Source organism: Aminiphilus sp., from assembly GCF_029975095.1.
Classification (GTDB): Bacteria; Synergistota; Synergistia; order Synergistales; family Aminiphilaceae; genus Aminiphilus.
Genome location: NZ_JARKPW010000067.1, coordinates 15,011 through 35,048, shown reverse-complemented (window position 1 = coordinate 35,048; position 20,038 = coordinate 15,011). Strand labels below are relative to the sequence as shown.

Below are 20,038 nucleotides of genomic sequence, written 5' to 3'. Positions count from 1 at the left end.
GCACTGTTGCTCTCCCACCGGGCCTATGTGCTCCAGACGGGACGGCTGATTCTCTCGGGAACGTCCAAAGAACTCCTCGCAAATCCAGAGGTGGAGGCGGCCTACCTCGGTGGAAAACCCGCAACGCACTGAAGGAGCCGGAAGAGCGGAACGCTTCTCTCCGGAGATGACGACGGTTTCCGGTGGAAGCTCCTTCCGGTGGGCATCCGCAGTGGTACTTCCGCCGAAGAATCGGGGAGGGCGTTCTTAGAGAGGAACGGTGGTCCGGACCGGAGAGCGGATTCGGGAAGACCGTGCTCCCGGCCAGGAGGCGAAGGCCCTTCTTTCCGGAGAGAACGGTACGGACTCGAAGGGGCGGCGAGCGTTTTCCGGGAGGCGACGAAAGGAATGAACAGCAATGGAGCGGATTGAGTGTATTGTCACCGCACCGCACGTTTTCACCATGGCCGGGGAGGGCGTGGGATACCGGCCCGATACAGCTCTCGCGGTGGATGGAGGGCGTATCCTCGAGGTAGCGGCCAGAGAAGAGATTTGTACCCGCTATGCGGCCCGCCGCGTTCTGGACGGACGGCATCACGCGCTGTTTCCGGGTTTCCTCGATGTACACATGCACATGTCCGCCTGCCTTCTCCGGGGGATGGCCCAGGACGTGGGCAACTGGATGATGCACGGCTTCTTTCCCTTTGCCCTGCATCTCGACGGAGAGGCACTCCGGGCCGGCACGCGGCTCGCCGTACTGGAGTCGCTTCGGGTCGGCACGACAACCTTCGGCGAATACGGCATGGAGGCGGATTTCATGGCGTCCCTGGCGGAGGAGGCGGGTTTCCGAGCTCAGGTGACGGTGCATTTCCGGGAGACCGAGGATCGTGTCTACGCGCCGGAGGAACTCTACGTCTTCGATGAGGAAAAAGGACGGGAGGGAGTGGAGCGCTGCCGCGGTGTCTTCGAGCGATGGCACCGCCGCGGGAACGGACGAATCACGGTTCTCTTCGGCCCCCAGGCGCCCGACGCGGTAAGCCTGGAATCGCTGCGGCGGGTCCGGGAACTGGCTCTGGAGTGTGGAACGAAGGTGCATCTCCATCTCGCCCAGGGAGACCGGGAGACGAAACAGATGCTGTGGCGTTACGGCAAAAGGCCGATTCCCTGGCTTTTGGAGATGGGCTTCGCGGACGAGCATCTCCTGGCGGTGCACCTCACGGACGCCACGGAGGAAGAGGCCCGCCTCGTGGCGGAAACGGGGGCCTCTCTGGCGCTCTGTTCCGGTTCCATCGGCATCATCGACGGCATGGTACCTCCCGCAAAGGCGTTTCAGGACGCGGGAGGATGGGTCGGCCTGGGGAGCGACCAGGCTCCGGGGAACAACTGCCACAACATGCTGAACGAAATGAAGCTCACCGCTCTCTTCAACAAGATCCGCTACGCCGATCCGGAGGTCATGCCCGCTTGGAAGGTGCTGCGCATGGCCACCGTCGAGGGTGCTCGTGCCGTGGGACTCGGCGCGGAGGTGGGTTCCCTGGAAAAAGGAAAGAGGGCTGATTTCTTTCTGCTGGACCTGAGAAAGCCCACCATGCTTCCCGTGCATGAGGATCCTCTTCGGAACATCGTTCCCAATCTGGTGTACAGCGCCCGGGGAGACGAGATCTCCCTCGTGGCCGTGGACGGAAACGTGCTCTACGAGGAGGGGCGTTTCCACACCCTCGACGAGAAGCGGATCGTTGCCGAGGCGATTCGCCTCGCACGTCCCCTTGGCGCCAGGGGAGCCGCTCTGTTCCGCGAACTCCGTGGCCCCAATGCGCGCTCCATGGAGGAGGGAAAGCTCTAGGTATCCGGTTCGCTTTGTCGGGGGACTCGCTTTCCCCCAAGGAAGATGCATCGCTCTCCGGCAACATCTCCGGGTTCGCTCACCTCGACGGGGAGGATGCACGCCCATGACATTTCGCCTTGTCTGTTCGATCTGCTCCCGTTTCTTTTCTTCCGAGGCAGATCTCTCCCCCTCCCGCCAGCGGTGTTTCACCGATCTCGACGCGGTGTTCAGGCTGCGGGGAAGTCCCCTCTTCGGAGAGAAGGGATACAGAACAAAGCCGTTCCGGAGGAACGCAGCGGACCTCCGGAACGGCTCAGGTGTTTTCTTTCCTGTTTCGCAATACCGCCTTTGTCAGGAACAAGTTCGGTCCGGGCCCAGGGCCTCCTCGGCGGAAGGAGGGGTGTCTCCCGGAACGTTCCAATGAGCGTTTCCCATGAGGACGAAGGATTCAACGGAGATGAGCGGGCGACGCAGAATCTCCGCCGTCTCCGGAGAGAGGCCGAGGGACGTGACGATCTCGGCCCCGGCGGTCCGAACGGCATCGAAGTACCAGGAAAGGGTTTCTCGCATCTCCGGAACATGGAGCAGTTCTCCGGTGGTGCAGAGAAGCGAGCCCAGAAAATGTTCGTCGTCGCCGTTCGCGAGGAGTTCGAACTCCCGCACCAGGGCGTCGAAATGATGCCGTTCGGGAAAACCGCAGTTGGAAAGAAGAAAGTTCCGTGTCGTGTGCTCGGGATAGCGAGGGGGATGGGTATAGTGCTCCCCTTTTCGGACAAACCAGGGTTTCGCCAGAGGAAGGGTTCGCTCGAGAATGCGTTTCAGGCGGGCCGTCATGCCGTAGTGATAGAGCGGTGTCGCCCAGATCGTCAGGTCCGACGCCAGTATTTTCTCGAGGATCCGGGGCATGTCGTCCTTGTGGACGCAGACACCGGGTGTCTTGGTCCAGCAGGCGAAGCACCCCAGGCAGTCCCGGATCTCCAGATCCGTCGCGTAGAGCGTCTCCGACGATGCCCCCTGCGTTGCGGCGCCTTCCAGAAAAGCCTTGAGGAGGATGTCGGTATTGCTCTTTCGCCCCCGGGGGCTTCCGTTCAGGGCAAGGATGCGAAAGGGTTTGTCCGTCATTGGAGCATCCGTCCTTTCTCTACTCGCCGGAGAAGAAATTTTTGCGCGGAAGTGCTTTCCGTACTCCGTTCACTCACTGATGAGAGAGCCGCAGAACTCGCACTCCCGGGGATGTCCCGGGGTGACGATGTTGTTGGCGCCACAGCTCCGGCAGGTGACGAGCCGCGGAACGGGCGGGGGCGCGGAGGGCTCCGTTCGTTGTTGCACGCCTCCGCGGTCCATGAGAGGGGCGTCGTCTCGTGTCCTCCCCTGCGTTCCGCTTTCTTCTGTCCTGTCGCCCTGTCCTCGTCGCTGCAGATCGGCCTCCATGGCGAGATGGCGTTCCACCGCGGGAACCACCACGCGCTTCGCTCCCTCGTTCAGATAGGCGTCGGGAAGATAGCCCGTGCGAATCAGAAAGCCGACCTCCGAGGCGACCTTGTCGGGGCGCTTGGAGACGATGCGGGCGATCTCGTCGATCTCGAAGAAACGCTTGTTCACGATCACGTCCAGATACTCCCGCACCATCTTCCCCCGGTAGACGAGCTTGTTGCCGAAACGCCAGAGGATGAAGCCGAGAAGCGTGAAGGTGATCGCCAGGCCGACCACGAACTCCCCTTCGCGTCCGAGCGTATCTCCGTAGAGGTTCTGCTGTTCCTGGTAATAGCCGTACCCGCCGATGGCGAAGACCAGCATGATGACGATTCCCACGACTTTGAGGATGCGTCCCGTGGAGATGCTCGCATGACGGTCCCGGGCGAGGCGCATCACGAGGAGCAGCACGCCGAGGGGCCAGAAGATCATGGACACGATGATGAAGGGCCAGGAAAGATACCAGGGAACCTGAAGTCGTTTGGCGTACTCGGAAGAAGGCATGGCGTGTCTCTCCTCCTCGGAAGGTTCTGTGCGGGAGCGCTGACGCGCTCGACCGGGAATGTTTTCTTCGGACCGGCGCTGCGGCGGTCGGGCGGTGAGAGAATTCAGGTCCGTCTCGCCGCGGTACGTTGTCTCACTTGAGACGGAGAAGACGGGCGTTGCGCTCTTTGAGAAGGCGCTCCGCCTCGGAGAGCAACCGCTCCCCTTCCTGCGGCTCGCCGCCCCCGCCGGAAGAGCCTGCACCCGACTGGTACAGCGTCTCCAGAAGGTTCGCGAGGCGCTCCTCCTCCGCCGCCAGAGAGGGATGGCTCATGGGATCGCTGTAGCGGAGCGCTTCCGAAAGTGCGCGGGGACGTGCGGCGAAGGAACCGGTCTCTCCGCCTCGGGAGAAGGCTTCGGCGGCCTGGTCCGCTTTTGTCGCGAGGTCCGCAAGGCGCAGGCGGCTGCGGCGCGCTTCGTCGTCGTTGCGGCCCGTGGAGAGGACCACCATGGAAAGAAAGCCTCCGAGGACGAGAAAGAGCACGGCGCCCCCCACGTGGAGCGCCACGTAGGCCGGTACGGAGAGCGTCCAGCTGCGGGTGACGAGCACTGCGGCGAGGACGAAGAGATCGTAGAAACAGATCATGGTGCCGAGAGAGAAGAGAGACGGCAACGGCGCGACCCGCTCGTCCCCCGCGATCACCTGGAGAATCCCGTAGCCGAAGGAGAGAACGGTACAGAAAGCGAGGGTGCCGAAGGAGATCCAGAAATGCGTGTTCCGCATCTCCGGAGAGGTGAGCAGAAACGTCACCACCGTCGCTCCCGCCACGGCGATGCCCAGGAGAAACAGAAGGATCAGGCTGAACGTGAGTTTTCTCATGGCGCGTCTTCCTTCCTTGAGGAGTTTCTCACGAAGCTGTTCCGGAGGACTCGTCCGACGGGCCGGCCATCCGGGCGCCGCACTCGGGACAGAAGCGCGTTTCCGGCGCGACCTCCTTGCCGCATCCCGGACAGAAGCGTTTCGACGGCGTCGCCGCGCTCTTCGCCTCGTCTCCGTCCACGGCGGTTCCGCAGGAGGGGCAGAACTTCATGGCCCGCGTGACGGGCTCGCCGCACTTGGTGCAGGGAAAGGGAAGCGGTGCGGCGCACTGCATGCACGCCGTGGCCCGCTCGGGGTTGTCCGCGCCGCATTTGGGGCAGGGGCGGTAGGGGTCGCCGCAGGAGGGGCAGAAGCGCGATCCCTTGGGAAGCGGATTGCCGCATTTGTTGCACAGGGGAACCTCGGAGGGGGTTTCGGGCGCCTTGCGCGGAGGTTCTTCCCCGCGGAGAATGTTGGCCCCGCAGGTGAGGCAGAATTGGGCACCCGGGGGGTTGTGCGTGCGGCAGCGGGCGCAGAAGACCGAACCGCCTCCGGTCTGGAGCTGTCCTGCCATCTGTCCCGCCGCGGCGCCGAAAGCGCCGCCGAGTCCGAAGCCGAGTCCGGCTCCGAGTCCGGCCCCGAGGAGCCCCGAACCGCTTCCTTCGTTTCCTGCGGCGGTCTGGAGCGTGTCAAAGGTCCGCATCTGCTGGTAGGTGTACCCCATGATCTCCATCTTGGCCCGCTCCGCCAGGGCTTTCTTGAGTTCCTGCACGGCGGGATCCTCTTCCGGCACGTTGATGGAGTTCACGAAAAAGTTCACCGCTTCGATGCCGTAGTCGGCGAAAATTCCGCCGATGCGCTGTTTCATGTGTTCGGAAATCTCGTCGAGATAGGCGTTCACCTGGAGAATGCTGATGTCCTTCTTGATCAGGTAGGTGGAGATCAGATCCTTCACTTTGGTGAGGAGCACTCCGCGGAAGAAGCGCTGGAGAGTGCTCTTGTCGAAGGAGGGAACGGCGCCGACGAGTTTCACCAGAAACTTGCGGGAGTCCTCGATGCGCACGCCGAACTGCCCGTGGGACCGCACGGGAATGAAGATACGGTATGAAGGATCCTGCAATTGGATGGGATCGGAGGTTCCCCATTTCACGTCCAGAGAGTGCACCTTGTTGATGAACCATACTTCGGCCTTGAAGGGGGACTCGCCGCCGAAGGGAAGATTGATGAGCCTGTTCAGCAGAGGAATGTTGTTCGTGCTGAGCGTATGACGTCCCGGACCGTAGAGGTCGAGGGCCTGACCGTTCTTGAACAGAATCGCCTCCTGTGCTTCGCGGACGACGAGCTGGGTCCATGTACCCAGTTCATCGCTCCGGGAGGGATCGGCGGCATTCGCATATTTCCACGCGAAAACTTCGTGCGGATCCGGTCCGAGATATTCCACGACCTCCACAATGGCCATGGGGCGGACACTCCTTTCCTGTGCGTCGCGTCGGGCTCTTCTTCCGCTCCCGAATTCGGGGGCGGAGCAGTGTTTTTCGCAAGCGCTCTCAGTTTCTTCGGATGCTCTTCCGCCTGTACGTCAGGGTTCCCAGAGGAATCAGGAGCAGCACCCATCCTGCAGGAATGAAGCCCAGGGAACAGCCGCCGCCCTCGCCGTCCCCGCTTCCCGTCGGAACGGGAGGAGGCAGGCCGCCGCTTGAAAGGGCCAGGCAGAGCGGATCCAGGAGGAGGCCGTCGTAGGCGCCGTCATAGATGATCAGATAACCGATGCCTCCGTCGTCGAGAGCGACCACCGCTTCGTCGGGAGAATCCACGAGGAGGAGGCGGAAGGTTACGGTGAACCGCCCCGTGGTGGGGTCGTAACCCGCCTCGAAAAAGTTTCGCCAGGAATTTCCCGCCAGATTCACGAGGTTCACCGCGCCCTCCTCGAAATGTTTGAAGAGATGGATCTTTTCGAAGATGGCCGTGGTCTGGTCCTGGACGGTCTCCATGGAGGCCTCGAAATCTGCGATGGTGGCCGCATCCCAGACGGTGAGAAGATCCGCGCTGGAGAACTCCCAGGAGACCAGGAAGGGCAATCCGGGATATTTTCCGGGCGGGATGGTCTGGTCCACGCTGATGGAGAACTGGAACGCCTTGAAGACGTTCCTCACGGAGGGTACGTAAAGAGGGTGGACCTCCTCGAAGGTCACCGGGCCGATGTTCGTGAGGAGCACCACCTCGTCCAGTCCCTGGGGAATATCCGTGCTGATGGCCTGGAGCGTCGCGCTGCCCATGGCCAAGGGGGTGAAGAGGGGCGTGTAGGGGACGACGTCGAGAGAGATGTCGTAGGTGACGTCCAGGCGGTATCCTCCGACTCCCGTGAGGTGCAGGTCCGGTGAGACGGTCATGCCGACGAAGCGGAAGGACCTGAGAAGTGCCCCGAATCCGGGGAAAATGTGGGGAATGTCGGCGCTCGCTTCACCGAAGAGGTAGCGGTTCCGGACGAGCTCGCTTCCCTCCACGTTCACCGTATTGATTCCCCAGTTTCTGAGACGAACCCAGAGACGGTCGTTGGGTGCAGCCAATACTCGAAGCGGAATAGTCTGGTCCGCAGGGCCGAAGGTGTAGGTGCGGAATCGGGAGGGCTCGACGTTGCCCACGGCGAAGCCCACCTCAAACAGATCGGGACGCCGGAGGAGCGTCATGACAAAGGGAAGCCGTGCCGCATCCGTGTCGGGAGAGACCGTGTCGGAGGAGATGGCGAGAAAGGCGGGAAAGGTGCCGTAGGAACGAGCGCCGAAATCCCAGGTGAGCGTGGTCTCCTTGCGGACATCGCCGGAGACGAAGGAGAGGGAACGGGCCGTGATGCCCGTTCCGCCGAGGGTCACATCCAGGGAGCGGGTCGGATCCTCGTTGGAGACCGGAAGAGCCAGGGTACCCTTGGGAAGCACCGTGCGCACGAGGAACGGGTCGAGCTGGGATCCGGTGCAACGGGTGTTTCCGAAGACGACGAGGGGTGCCTCCGAAGCGACGGTGACGGAAAAGGATTCCGTCTGGGAGGCCCCGCCGTCGAAGACTTCTCCCAGGGCGAAGAGGTCCGTGTTGCTCTCCAGAGGAAAGGGCGGCAGTTGTGAGATGGAGAAGGCTCCCCCCACGGCGGCTGCCGCGAGGAGGCAGAACGCAGGAAGAAGAAAGACGCGGAAAAATGTGGTCGCCTTTTTCACGACGGACACCATCCTTTCACGGGATATAAACCGGCATGGCCTCCAGGAGGCCCGGAGCTTTCCGGCGTGGAACGAAGAAGACGGCAACGAGTGCTTCGGCCATTATACCGCGTTCGGTTCCTCTTCGAGTACCTCGGTGATGCGAATCTCTTCGCATGCGGCGAGGGGCATCACCATGGGAGATGCCAGTTTTCCCATCTCGGGGTGGAACGTCAGGCTCATCCTCGGGCGGTGTGGTGCTTCGGCGGGAATGGCCGTGACGAGTCCAACGTGTCCCGTTGAGAGCCGAAGCCACGTTCCCACGGGATAGGGGGCCACGACGCGGAAAAAGGCCTTCACCACCCGTGGATCGAAGAGCGAGCCGCTCCCTTCGAGAATGAGAGCGTGGGCCTCCCAGGGAGTCCGGCAGGGACGGTAAGGCCTCGGAGAGACGAGGGCGTCGTAGACGTCCGCCACGGCGACGATGCGACTGAAGAGATGGATTTCCTCTTCCCTGAGGCCGCCGGGATAGCCGCTTCCGTCCCACCGTTCATGGTGCTGCAGCGCCACGATGCGTGCGGTGGGCCAGACGAGGTCATGTCCCGCGAGGAGATCCCATCCTCCTTGCGGGTGAAGGTTCACGAGGAAGCGTTCCTCCCCGTCGAGAGGCCCCTTCTTGTCCACGATCTCCGAAGGAATGGCGGCCATGCCCAGATCGTGCAGCAGGGCGCCCAGTCCGAGATTGTAGAGCTGCGCGTAGGAAAAGGAAAGCTCTTGTCTGAGCAGCAGACTCGTGGTGGCCACGAGAGCACTGTGGGTGAAAATGTACCCGTCGTGTCCACGGAGGGCGAGGAAGCGGAGGACGAGACGGTCGGAGCGGTCGAAGACGTCCTCCAGAATATCCCGAAGGACACTCTGGATCCGCTCCATCCGCTCCGGAGGCAGATGGTCACCCCGTGCGGCCGTGGCGGTGACGAAGAGATCCTGCAGCTCTTTCAGGGCACGCCGGAACGTCTCAGGGCGAAGAAGGGGCTCCTCCGCCGCGTCGGGAAAACGCCGATCCCTGATGTACACGAAGGGAACCGCCTGTTTTTTCAGGAGAGCGATGGTCCGCTCCGTCAGGGCCAGATCCTCCCGGAGCAGCAGGGCTCCCGTGGAGGAGAGTATGGGCAGGGCAAGGAGCATCCCCGCTTCCAGTGCTTCCGTCCGAACGAGGCGCATGGGGTCAGCTCCTCCCCAGGACCAGGGCGGCGAGAGCCGCCAACTCCCCCGCCACGGCGGCGGCGCCGAGAACGTCCCCGTTCGTGCCGCCCAGGAGATGCCGGGCGAAACGGCACAGCCCCCAGCCGGCCAGAAAGGCCGCCGTCATGGAGACGAGCCACTGTCGCGGCCCCAGCGGAAGAAGAAGGGCGGCGCAGAGCAGTCCCCGGAAGAGTTCCACCTTGCCGAAGGGAATCACATAGTCCCGGGCCAGCCCCGTCTCCCAGGGGTAGGTGCCGAAAAAAGCCGCCCCGAGGAGTGCAAAGCGCCCCGCACAGGCCCCGAGCGCGAGCAGGAGCGGCCACGATCCGGGAGGAAGGGCTTCCGCCAGGGAAGTCCACAGGCCAAGGGCGACCACCAGAAAAATCGCGCCGTATCCGCCGATGCGGCTGTCTTTCATGACCTTCCGCAGCGCTTCGCCCCGTTTGCCGCTCCCCCACCCGTCCGCCAGGTCCGTCCAGCCGTCGAGGTGGAGCGACCACCCGAGCAGGGCATAGAGCGCCAGCGCTCCCCACGCAGCGGCCCGGGGAGGCATGCCGAGAGCGCAAAGGGTGCCTCCTCCGCCGGCGAGTCCTCCCAGCAGGGCTCCCACGAGGGGCGCGAACGTGAGGGCCGACGCGGGAGAAACGGGCTGTCGCGGCCAGAAGCGGGAAGGGATGGGAATTCGGGAGAGAAATCCCAGAAGAAAGATGAATTCGGCGTAGAGGCGCGCCGGAATCGCGGTGGGGATCATGGCGTGAAGATCCTTTCCGTTTCGCCGGGCTCCATTGTGTCCGCAGCACGAGGACGCATCATCGTCATAGGTCCGGCATGTCCGGGGGCGTTCCCTTGAGCCATTGCGGAATGCCCGCGACCACGAAGGCCACCGCGTCTGCCCTTGCCGCAGCGACTTGGTTCGCCCGTCCCTGAAGATCGACGAAACGCCGTCCGAGGCGGTACGGAGGAATGGGAGCGTGCCCCACCTCGTTGCTCACCACGAGAAAGTGGGCGCTCCGGGCGGGCGCGTCGAGCAGGTGCTCCAGGAGGTCCAGGATCCGCTTTTCCGCCGCGTTCCATGCGACAAGGTCCTCTCCGTCGGCGGAGGGTTCCGCCAGGAGAAGCCTGGAGAGCCAGAGGGTAAGACAATCAAGCAGAAGAATGCCCCGGATGCCCCGGATTTTTTCGGGGATCTTCTCCGGTGTACCTTCCAGGGTGTGCCATGTCTCGGGCCGTGCGGCCCGGTGCAGGGCGATGCGGGCCGCCATCTCCGCGTCTTTGACGTCCGCCGTGGCCACGTACGTGACGGTGCCGCCGCCGAGGCGCTCCGCCGTGGTCTGGGCGAGACGGCTTTTACCGCTCCGCATACCGCCGAGAAACAGGGTCAGGGATGACATGTCTCTTCTCCTTCTCTCTCTTGCTCCACTCTTTGCGAGGGTGACGTCCGATGTCGTTCGTGGCAGAGCTTTCTCGAGTTTGTGCTGTATGCATCAAGGTGTCCGAATTCGAGACAAGTATAGAGCCGGGAGCAGAGAGGGCGCAAGCGCCGTCTTTTTGCTACGATGGGGTGGTGGCGGAATCCGGTCTCTTTCGCCGGAAAAGGCCCCGCCGGAGGAGCGCTCCCCGGCGACGAATCGGGAGAGGAGTTGGCCGATCATGGAAAAGCGCGATTGCGCAGAAATCGATCCGCAGATCACCGATGTGCTTCTGGCGAGAAAAACCCTGGAGGGACGTGTCCGGCACACCCCCACGGAACGTTCCGCGCCGCTCTCGCAGGTTTGCGGCGGAGAGGTGTATCTCAAGTTGGAAAACCAGCAGCTCTGCGGTTCCTTCAAGGTACGGGGAGCCCTGAATCGGATGGAGCGCCTGACGCCGGAGGAGCGGCGCCGCGGCGTGGTCACCGCCTCCAGCGGGAATCATGCCCAGGGAGTGGCCCTTGCTGCGGTGGAGCTGGGCGTGGCAGCCACGGTCTGCGTTCCCGGCGTCTGTCCCGAGACGAAAAAACAGGCCATTCTCACCCGGGGAGGCTCCCGGGTGACTCTCAAGGTGGTGGGACACTACTACGACGACGCCGAAGCCGAGGCGGCCCGTCTCGCCAGAGAGGAGGGGCTCACCTACCTCTCCTCCTTCGAGGATCCCTGGATCATCGCCGGAGCGGGAACGCTGGGACTCGAACTTTTCCTCGATCAGCCCGATCTCGATCTGCTTCTCGTGCCCGCCGGAGGCGGAGGGTTGATCAACGGCGTGGCCATCGCCGCCAAAGCCCTGCGCCCCGAAGTGGAGATCTGGGGCGTGCAGTCCACGGCCTCCATGCCCTGGGTCGCTTCCTGGCCGGGGGGAACCGTGGTGGAAGTGACCTATGAGGACTCCCTGGCGGACGGTCTCATGGGCTACATTCCCCAAAGCCTCGTCGATCTGGCGAAGAAGCGCGTCACGGGATTTCTCGCCGTGGAGGAGAAGGACATCGCCCGGGCCATGGCCTTTCTGCATCGGGAACACCACCAGGTGGTGGAAGGTTCCGGCGCGGTGGGCGTCGCCGCCCTGCTCGCGGGGAAGATCGACGTGACGGGGCGCCGGGTGGGGGTGATCCTCTCCGGAGGAAACGTGGACGAGGCGGTTCTCCTCTCCGTGCTCGGAGCGGCCCTCGACGGATGAGGCGCGCTACTCGGAACTCTCTCCGGGTTTGATGATCTGCTTGATCATCTGCTCCAGGATCTGCTGCTGCACCTGATTCCCCACATCCTCGCTGGAACCGCCGCCGGGACCGACGGGGAAGGAAAGGGTGATGCGGACCTGCTCGTTGGTGTTCTTGTTCTTCGGGTCTCCCGGGGAGACGGGAATGGGCGAGACCGTCTCCCTTCGGGAGACGGAAATGTCCTCCAGGGAAGGAGCGTCCAGGGTTCCCTTCACCTTGAAGGAGACCTCACGGAAATCTCTCCGGGACGCTCCACCCACGAGGCCGCCCAGAATCTCCTGGAGCAGAAGTTCCGACGAGCCGCCTGCCTGGATGAGTCCCTTCAATGCTCCGAGAAAGGCATTGAAGGCAGTGACGTTGATCTCTCCGTAGCACTTCAGGTCCAGCGGCCCTCCGAGGGAGACGCTGCCGTCCGCGGAGAGATAGCGATAGGCGGGGTTTCCGGGAGGCGCGGCCATGCGGCTTCCCGGGATGATGTAGAACATGCCCGTGTCGAAGGCGAAGGAGCCCTTGAGAGAGCGGAAGGGGATCTCCGTGCCTCCCGTCGCCCTCGCCATGTCCTGAATGCCCGGAAAGCCCGAGAAGGCACCGTTCTCGACGTCCAGTGTTCCCTGGGCCTCCGTTCCGAAGAGCCTTCCCAGGGTACCGTTTCCGCGCACGCGGAAGGTCCCCTTTCCGGAGACGCTTCCTTCGAGGGATGCCAGATCCGCCAGGGCGGGTGCCACGTCCACGCTCTCGATGCGCAGGTTGCCGCCCCACTCCCTGGTGAAAAGGTTCATCGTTCCCTGGGCGAAGAAATTTCCGCCGTAGGCTCCGGCGTTTGCGTCCTCCACGGTGACGTATTCGTCCTGGAAGGTGAAGGGAGCCTTCAGAGATTCCGCCCGGAATCCCCGGAGGGAGATCCGCGTGGCGTCGATGAGGCCGCTGCCGCTGAAGAGTCCCTCCGCGAAACTTCCCTTCGTGTCGAAGGAAAACCGCCCGGAAAGGACGTTTTTCGTCGGGCCGAACCACTCCCGGGAGAAGACGGCGAGGTCGAGGTTGTTTCCGGAGGCGGAAAAGGCGACCTTCCACGTCCCTTCCTCGGAGAGGGCGTCCATGGAAGCTATCACAGGAGAAGCGCCGACGAACCCCTGGAATTTCTCCAGGCGGATTCGTCCCGCTTCGGCGATGACGAGTGCTTCCGTTTCGGTGAAGGGGAAACCGTTCGCCACGAGGCGAGGTGCGGCAGCTTTCAGGCGGAGCCGTGGCTGTTCGGATGTTCCCGTGATCTCCAGCTCACCGCCGGCCTTTCCCCTAAGATAGACCCCTCCCGCGTCGCCCAGCGTGGCGTGGGAATTGGCCATGTCCATGGAGGAAAGGGTTCCCTTCAGATCGAGCACAGCGGGTTTGCCTCCGCCGGGAAGATCGAGAACGCCGGAAATACTTCCCCTCCCCCCCCAGAGTTCTCCCTGAAGGTCCTGAAGACGGATGCGCCCGAAAGGAGCCGACCCCGGTCCCTTTTCGAGGCGGAGTTTGCCTCGGAAGGACTGGACGGGAAGGGGAACGCCCGCGAGGGCGCTCACCTGAAAGGCTGTCTCCACCAGCGGGGAAGCGATGTTCCCCGTCACCGCGAAGGTTCCCGCGACGCTTCCGTCGAGGGGGGCTCCTGTGGTGTTCTTTTCGGGAAGGATGTTTTTCAGGGAAATGTCCTTGTAGGAGCCGTCGATCTTCAAGGCGACGGCTCCGTCGGAACGCCCGAGAGCGACCGATCCCGAGGCGCGGACCTCTCCGCCTCCGAACTGCGCCAGGGCCTTGGCGATGCGGAATTCCCTCTCCGTGAGGGATCCCTCCAGAAGGACCTTCGAGAGAACCTGCCCTTCCACGTGAAGGCTGGGTGCCGTGACCTGAAGAGAGAGAACGGGTTGGGAGACGTTTCCCGAGAGGCGCCATTGGGCGGATCCCTTTCCGGTCAGGCCGAGGGGAATGCCCGCACCGGGCCCTCCCGAGAGAGAGGAAAGAAGCTCCGGAGAAAGATCTTTGGCGGTGCCCCGAAGATCCAGCGTTCCCCGACCGGGGATATCCGCAACAGTTCCCGAGAATTCCAGGGGAACGGTTCTCCAGACAAGGGTCCCTTTCTCAAGAGAGAAACGCTTTTCCTCGTAGGTGGCCTGGAGGGCCACCGCATCGAGGGGTTCTCCGCGGAAGCGGAACCGTTCCGTCTCCAGAAGTCCCTCCACTTTCGGCGATGCGGCGGGCCCGGTGATCGAGAGGGTTGCGGTGAGGTTGCCCTCCAGAGCGAGCCCTTCCACATCGGGAAAGGCCTCCCGGAGGCGATGGAGCGGCACGGACGAGGCGGTGAGCCGCACGTTCAGGGAGGTCGCGTCATCCGTGCCGGCGGAACCTGTGGCGGTGAAGGGTGCGCCGAGCCAGAGTCCCCTGCTCCGAAAGGCCACATCGACCTCCCGCAATTCCGCCTCCGCGGTGGTGTCGGCCACGGTGTACCCCGCGACGGAGCCGTCGAGATCCCGCAGGCGGACGTGTCCCCGAAGGGCTCCGTCCAGAGGGCCTGCGAGATCGAGATCGAGGAAGGCGGCGGTTCCGGAAAGAAAGCTCAGGAAAGGAAATTCTCCGTGCCATGCGTCGAGGGAGAGGGACGACGCGGCGAGCGTCACGGCCATCTCCGGAGAGGACGGCTCCAGATCCAGGGAGAGCGTTCCCGAAAGCGGCGACTTCCTCACAAGAGCGGAACAGTCCGAGAGCGTAAAGCGTTTTCCCTGCCAGGCCCAGCGGGCGGAGCGGATTTCCAGGGGGATGTCCATGAGGGTTCCCGCCTCGAGACGGGCGGTCCCTTCCGCGACGGGTTCTCCGACGGTTCCGGAGAGGCGGAAGCTCCCGGACAGCGTTCCTCGAGCCGAGAGGAGCGCCTTGTTTGTCGCGTCGTCTCCCGCCAGGGGCGCGATCCATCTCGCCACCTCCTCCAGAGAGAGGTGGCGCAGAGTTCCCTCCAGAGAAACGGCTCCCTCGGGGTCGAGGGGCACTTCGCCTTGCAGGACGAGGGTGTCCGTTCCGAGAGTCACTTCGCCTCGTTCGAGGACGAGCGTCATTCCCCGGGAGGCGGATGTGGACGTTGTCTCGGAGAGTGTTTCGCGGAGGCGCGCCTCTCCTGTGGCGGCGAGGGAGAGCCCGTCGAGAGCGCCCTCCAGGGAGAGCGCGAAGGACGACGCGTTGTCGGTGATGCGAAGGCGTCCCCGTTCGAGCAGGAACGTTCCCGCCGGAGTTTCCGCGGTGCTTTCCAGGAAAGAGAGCGACAACGGGGGGACGTTTCCCACTTCCGGTTCGTAGGCGTCGAGGAGTGGTTCGAGGGCGCCCCAAGGGGCGGAGAGTTTCTGGAGTGTCGCCGTCCGAAGTGCGGGATCTCTCCGGAGCAGGCTGTCCGGATGAAAGGAGAGACGAATGCCGTCGGCGGTGATCGCTCCGTTCTTGCCCCGGAGGGTCACGCCGGAGAGCTGAAATCCCGAGAGAGGGTTACCCGAGACCTGTTCCACCGACAGCGCACCCAGGTTCTTTGCCTCAATGAGGCGTTGGAGTTCCCCGAGCAGAAGAGCCCCTCCCCAATCGAACCTGGAGAGGGAAAAGTAGCCCGCAAAGCCCAGGGCTACGGCGATGCCCATGAGAAGGAGCGACAGGCGCACCGGACCGGACCGAAACCTTCCTGTTCCGGAGGGACCTTCGGGGATGGGTGCGGATGAATTTTCCGGGGGGGCGGACGGGGTCGCCCCGGGGTGTATCTGCCCCCACCTCCGCTCGTCGTTTCTGTCCATCAATCGGAGCTCCTCCACTCGTCGAAATCCTCGAAAGATATTGTATCATCTTGAGCCATGGAGCACGTCCGCAAGATTACCCCGGAAGCACCTTCGCTTCCTTGGGATCTTGCCTGCGGTGCAGGTTGAAGGAAACGGCTCTTCGATCCCGAAGGCGATCTGCACGGACTGAAAGGCTCCGGCAAGTGAGGATTCGGACGGAAGATCCCTTTTCGGCCGGGTCGGTCCGGAGAGACCGGAGCGCTGACGGTCAGACGGTCATGGCGAGGAGGAACATGCATGCTTGTTCTTGAACCACATTGCGGTGTCAGTGGAGACATGCTTCTCGGGGCACTGCTCGACCTCGGAGCTTCCCGGGCACGTCTCGAGCCCCTGGAGCGGTTCGAAGGGCTCGGTGTCGCCGGAACGGAGATCCGCATCGCGAAGACGGTGAAGCAGGGGCTCTCCGCAACCTGCGTCGATGTGCTCCCGAAAGAGCACTACCACGCCCGGTCGGGAGAAGAACTCCGGGTGCTTCTGGATGCCGCGGCCACCTTCGCCGATGCGTCGGAGGAGGTCCGCCGCCGTGCCGGAGCGGCCCTGGAGCTTCTTCTCGCCGCGGAGGCCCAGGTGCACGGCAGCGATCCCGAATCGGTGCACCTTCACGAAGCGGGGAGCTTCGACACCATCGTGGATGTGCTGGGGTTCTTCCTCCTCCTGGAGAATCTGGGGTTTCCGCCACTCTGCTCCCTCCCCGTCCGGGTCGGAGGCGGGACGGTGCGCACCGCCCACGGGCTGCTCGCGGTTCCCGTTCCCGCCGTGGCGGCCCTGGCGGCCCGCTGCGGAATTCCCCTCGAAGGAGGGCCGGTGCGGAAGGAGATCGCCACACCCACGGGAGTGGCGCTTCTCGCCTCCTCGGGGGCCCGTTTTCTGCAGGATCTTCCCTCCGTGGTGCCTCTCCGGGTCGGCTACGGCGCGGGCAGGAAGGATTTCTCCGTTCCCAACGTGTTGCGCGCTCTCCTCTGCAGGGGCGACGCGGAGGGCGAAGAAAAGGGTGACGCTCTCGAAGAGGTCCTGCTCTTCGAGGTCTCCATCGACGACATGACCGGGGAGGAAATGGGGAGAGTGCTGGCGCTCCTTCAGGAAGTCGCTCTGGAAAGCCATCTCGTGCAGGCCCTCGGCAAGAAGGGACGTCCGCTCTTTCTTCTGCGCATTCTGGCGAAGCGGGAGCACTTCGACAGCGTCGCGGACCTTCTCTTCGGGGAAACCTCCACCATCGGTTTCCGCTACTGGCCCGTGGGGCGACGGAAAATGGAGTACACCGTGGAGCGGCGCCCGATGAAAGGGGAGGATCGCTTCGTGCGGGTCAAGATCTCCCGCCTCGGGGGTGTGACGAAGGAAAAGGTGGAATTCGACGACCGCTTCGATCCTCGGTAAGGACGCTCGCGTCCCCCCAACTCCTCTTCGGTCCGGGGCGCTCCGGAACCGGACCGAAGTGTTGCGTCACCACGATATGCTGCGGTATTCCCGGAAGGGCGCGCAGGGCATGTACCGCCTTTGCGGCGATGTCCCCGTCCTCTCCGGAGACGACCAACTCGAGGAGGAGCGTTTCGTGCCTGTCTTTCCCGCCGGAGAGGGAAAGGGCGAAATCCCGTACCTGCGGCAACCGCCACAGCACCTCCTCCGCGTCGTACAGGCGCAACAGATGTCCTCCTGCCCCCCTCCGGGGAAGGCGTCCCCGGACCTCAACGCGGCGGAGAACGGAGCCGCAGGAGCAGCATTCCGGGAGGAACCGCCCTTCATCGCCGGTGCGGTACCGGAGAAGTGGAAAGGAGCGGCGCGTCAGGGTGGTGAGCGTCACTTCCCCCCACTCTCCCTGGGGGAGCACGTTTCCATTCTCGTCCACGATCTCCGGCAGCAGATCGAGTTCCCGCACGTGGCATCCCTCTCGGGCGGCGCATTCCACGGCGCATCCCCATCCGGATTCGGTGAGCCCGTAGTGAACGAAGACGCGGCATCCCCACCGTGCCTCGATGCGCCGTCGCAAAGAGGGCGGCGCCATGTCCCCACTGAGAAGTGCTACCCGAGGGGCGTGGTGCGACAGTTCCGCCGCCGCCGCCACCTGGGCGGGGAGCCCCACCACGACTGAAGGGCGCACTTCGTCCAGCCGCGCCGCTGTTGCGGCGGGGGGTTCCCCGAGGGGAAACACGTGCACGGAACACCCCAGACGCCGCAGCCCCCGTTTGAGGAGCGCTCCGATGCCGTCGGGGCGAGTACCTCCCATGAGGACTGCCACGGCGCTTCCCGGCGGGGTGAAGGTGACCATGCCGTGGAGAAAGAACTCCTCCGTCGCCTCGAGATCCTCGTCGGTGAAACAGAGGCGCTTCGGCGGTGCGGTGGTGCCTGACGTGGCGAGAGTGACCACCCGGCGGATCTCGGACTGCGAGACCGTGAGAAAGCGTGATTCCGCCCCGGCGAGATCCGATGGAAAGGTGAAGGGCAATTCCCGGAGAGGGGCGTCCTCAAGGCCGCGAAGGCATTCCCGGTAGAAAGGGGCGTTCGCGGCGGCATGGCGGACGAGAACACGCAACGCCCTCTCCTGGGCTGCCGCCAGGGTTTTTCGGTCCACCGGTCGAAGGGTTTCGGCAGAGTAGCCGGCCCCCGGCGTTCCATCTTCCAGGCGGCGGGCGATCCAGGCGTCGAGGGGGGTGATGGGGATACTCACGGGCGACGGTGCAACGGTGTACCATCCCGGGCGGTGAGGTTCCACGCGCAGAAGGGGACGAGGCGTCCGTCCGGCGCGGCTGCATGGACGCAGCAGAAGCGGAGCCGCTCGAGGTCGAGATTCTCCGCGTCCTGGAAGGCCATGGCGCTGATGCTGAAGTTGCCCCTTTTTCCAAGGCGGAGAAACCGGTCGAGATCGTCCTCCGGTGACGAGGCGGAGGCGCAGTGGTTCGCAACACCTTCTCCGGAGACGGAGACTTCCCGGGAGACGTCCGCTCCCCAGCGTCGCCGGATGCTTTCCACGGCTCTGAGCGGGCCTTCCTCCCTGGGCCGTGTCCCGCAGCAGGGTTCATGTCCCACGGGGAAGATCCGGTCCGGGGCTTCCACAAGGTACACCGCGCGGAAGGAGCAGCGTTCGTGCTCGCATCGGGAGGGACGGAAGTGCGAGAGCTCGGTGAGTCCCCCGGTCTGTGCGACAAGATGCCGCAGGATCCGGGGCAGAGTCAGGCGCGTCTCGTCCCGGGGTGGGGCGGGATAGCGGCCGAAGAAGCTCAGGGGCTGAAAGTGCACGCCCCGTACCGTGGGAAAGAGAGAAAGACCGTATCGGACGATATCCCCTATCTCGTCGTCGTTCACTCCCCACTGAAGGGTCGGCACGAGAACCACCCCCAGTTCCGCCCCGGCGCAGGCGCGGAGAGCATCTGTCTTGACCGCTCCGAGGTGTCTTCCCCGAAGTGCGAGATGCGTCGTCTCCCGAAGGCCGTCGAACTGGAGGAACACCCATCCCAGCCCCGCCTCCCGAAGCCTTCGGGCGTATCCGGGCTCTTCGGCGAGGCGGAGGCCGTTCGTGTTGAGCTGAATTCCGGGAAAACCGAGACCGGATGCCAGGCGGAGGAGTTCGGGCAGATCGGATCGTTCCGTGGGTTCACCGCCGGAGAGTTGGAGAATCGCGCCCTCAGCCCTGTCCCGGATCTTTCGGAGCAGCGTCTCCAGGGTGGCGAAATCCGGTTCGTCCCCGCTCCCCGCATCGGCGAAACAGACCGGGCAGCCGAGTCGGCAGCGCTCCGTCACCTCCACCACGACGGTGCAGCTCCGCTGTTCATGGAATTCGCAAAGGCCACAGCTCCGGGGACAGTCGTCGGGCGGTGTGTTCTCCGGGCCGGAAAGGGGAAATCGGGAGGATGTCCAGGCGTGCAGGTCCGGCGCTCCCTCCCAGACGAGGCAGGAAAAATCTCCATGGTCGGGGCATCGCTTCCGGAGAAAAACGTTTTCCTTCTCTGTCTCCAGAGCGGCGGGAATTCGCCTGAGACAGACGGGGCAGAGGCTGTGCGTACGTCTCAGGAGTGCCATCAGGAGGGGCGTCCTTCCTGGAGGCCGAAGCCCTGTCCTACGAGTAGTTGCAGTGTCTTTTCGAGCGTTGCGGCGACCATGGAGGAACAGACGATCGGATCGGGAGCGGCTGTGTCGCCCAGAATATCGCCGCAGCCCACGCGCTCTCCTCCGGCGCCCCAGCGTTCCCGGAACCAGCGGTGCAGCTCCTCCGCCATGAAGAGAAGCCGGGGGTCCTTCTGCTCCCACGATGAACCCTTTCCGGCATAGAAGCCGAGGAGGCAGCAGGCGCCGCTCAGGGCGCCGCAGGTCCCCCAGGGGACGTATCCGCCCTTGCAGAGACCCCCCAGAGAGGCGACCAGGTCCGGATTCTCCCGCCCCGTATAGGCCAGTCCGGCAAGGATCATGATCTGAGAACAGCAGTATCCATCCCGTGCCCATTCCATCATTGCAGTGTGAAGATCGTCCATG

At 64.0% G+C, this 20,038-nt stretch carries 15 protein-coding genes and 1 pseudogene; 4 read left to right on the top strand and 12 right to left on the bottom strand.

The genetic code is table 11. The annotated features are described in order from the left end of the window. Together Q1K49_RS04300 and Q1K49_RS04295 are read left to right on the top strand one after the other, a co-directional pair. Positions 1 to 132 (top strand): annotated as a pseudogene (locus Q1K49_RS04300) (ABC transporter ATP-binding protein); the annotation flags it as partial. A 265-nt stretch (positions 133 to 397) separates the two neighbouring features. Next, positions 398 to 1,822 (top strand): amidohydrolase family protein, encoded by a 1,425-nt coding sequence (locus Q1K49_RS04295; RefSeq protein WP_213694046.1) that lies wholly within the window; start codon positions 398 to 400, stop codon positions 1,820 to 1,822. A 333-nt stretch (positions 1,823 to 2,155) separates the two neighbouring features. Here the strand turns inward: Q1K49_RS04295 and Q1K49_RS04290 are convergent, their stop codons facing one another. The 8 genes from Q1K49_RS04290 to Q1K49_RS04255 form a co-directional block, all read right to left on the bottom strand. Next, positions 2,156 to 2,926: a flavodoxin family protein gene (locus Q1K49_RS04290; protein WP_300523192.1), complete on the bottom strand. Its 771-nt coding sequence runs from the start codon at positions 2,924 to 2,926 to the stop codon at positions 2,156 to 2,158. A 69-nt stretch (positions 2,927 to 2,995) separates the two neighbouring features. Continuing rightward, on the bottom strand, positions 2,996 to 3,781 hold the full coding sequence (locus Q1K49_RS04285) for a hypothetical protein (RefSeq protein WP_213694044.1): 786 nt from the start codon (positions 3,779 to 3,781) through the stop codon (positions 2,996 to 2,998). A 133-nt stretch (positions 3,782 to 3,914) separates the two neighbouring features. Further along, positions 3,915 to 4,640: a hypothetical protein gene (locus tag Q1K49_RS04280; protein ID WP_300523187.1), complete on the bottom strand. Its 726-nt coding sequence runs from the start codon at positions 4,638 to 4,640 to the stop codon at positions 3,915 to 3,917. A gap of 28 nt (positions 4,641 to 4,668) precedes the next feature. Next, positions 4,669 to 6,078: an SPFH domain-containing protein gene (locus tag Q1K49_RS04275; RefSeq protein WP_300523184.1), complete on the bottom strand. Its 1,410-nt coding sequence runs from the start codon at positions 6,076 to 6,078 to the stop codon at positions 4,669 to 4,671. An 88-nt stretch (positions 6,079 to 6,166) separates the two neighbouring features. Continuing rightward, positions 6,167 to 7,825, bottom strand: coding sequence for a Synerg-CTERM sorting domain-containing protein (locus Q1K49_RS04270; protein ID WP_300523181.1), 1,659 nt, complete (start codon positions 7,823 to 7,825; stop codon positions 6,167 to 6,169). A 102-nt stretch (positions 7,826 to 7,927) separates the two neighbouring features. Then, complete coding sequence (locus Q1K49_RS04265) at positions 7,928 to 9,025, bottom strand: HD-GYP domain-containing protein (RefSeq protein WP_300523178.1); 1,098 nt, start codon at positions 9,023 to 9,025, stop codon at positions 7,928 to 7,930. A 4-nt stretch (positions 9,026 to 9,029) separates the two neighbouring features. Next, positions 9,030 to 9,797: an adenosylcobinamide-GDP ribazoletransferase gene (locus tag Q1K49_RS04260; protein ID WP_213694039.1), complete on the bottom strand. Its 768-nt coding sequence runs from the start codon at positions 9,795 to 9,797 to the stop codon at positions 9,030 to 9,032. A gap of 64 nt (positions 9,798 to 9,861) precedes the next feature. After that, positions 9,862 to 10,437, bottom strand: coding sequence for a bifunctional adenosylcobinamide kinase/adenosylcobinamide-phosphate guanylyltransferase (locus Q1K49_RS04255; protein WP_300523177.1), 576 nt, complete (start codon positions 10,435 to 10,437; stop codon positions 9,862 to 9,864). Positions 10,438 to 10,696: 259 nt separating this feature from the next. Here Q1K49_RS04255 and Q1K49_RS04250 point away from each other — a divergent pair, with 259 nt between their 5' ends. Then, a complete protein-coding gene (locus tag Q1K49_RS04250; RefSeq protein WP_300523174.1) occupies positions 10,697 to 11,695 on the top strand; it encodes a threonine/serine dehydratase in 999 nt (332 codons plus the stop codon). A 6-nt stretch (positions 11,696 to 11,701) separates the two neighbouring features. On the opposite strand, the gene Q1K49_RS04245 is transcribed toward Q1K49_RS04250, so the two are convergent. Then, positions 11,702 to 15,535 carry a translocation/assembly module TamB domain-containing protein gene (locus Q1K49_RS04245; RefSeq protein ID WP_300523171.1) on the bottom strand — a complete coding sequence of 1,278 codons (3,834 nt, stop codon included), beginning with the start codon at positions 15,533 to 15,535 and terminating at the stop codon, positions 11,702 to 11,704. Between the two features lie 279 nt (positions 15,536 to 15,814). Between Q1K49_RS04245 and larC the strand changes: the two genes are divergently transcribed. After that, positions 15,815 to 16,951: a nickel pincer cofactor biosynthesis protein LarC gene (larC, locus tag Q1K49_RS04240; protein ID WP_300523168.1), complete on the top strand. Its 1,137-nt coding sequence runs from the start codon at positions 15,815 to 15,817 to the stop codon at positions 16,949 to 16,951. Here the strand turns inward: larC and Q1K49_RS04235 are convergent. The 3 genes from Q1K49_RS04235 to Q1K49_RS04225 are packed head-to-tail and all read right to left on the bottom strand — an operon-like array spanning position 16,881 to position 20,037. After that, positions 16,881 to 18,239: a DVU_1553 family AMP-dependent CoA ligase gene (locus Q1K49_RS04235; RefSeq protein ID WP_300523165.1), complete on the bottom strand. Its 1,359-nt coding sequence runs from the start codon at positions 18,237 to 18,239 to the stop codon at positions 16,881 to 16,883. The two genes, larC and Q1K49_RS04235, sit on opposite strands and share 71 nt — an antisense overlap. Continuing rightward, positions 18,236 to 19,588 (bottom strand): radical SAM (seleno)protein TrsS, encoded by a 1,353-nt coding sequence (gene trsS / locus Q1K49_RS04230; protein WP_300523162.1) that lies wholly within the window; start codon positions 19,586 to 19,588, stop codon positions 18,236 to 18,238. The genes Q1K49_RS04235 and trsS overlap by 4 nt, the downstream gene beginning before the upstream one ends. Next, positions 19,588 to 20,037 (bottom strand): DVU_1555 family C-GCAxxG-C-C protein, encoded by a 450-nt coding sequence (locus Q1K49_RS04225; protein WP_300523160.1) that lies wholly within the window; start codon positions 20,035 to 20,037, stop codon positions 19,588 to 19,590. Before Q1K49_RS04225 ends, trsS begins: the two co-directional genes overlap by 1 nt. Position 20,038: the final 1 nt, after the last annotated feature.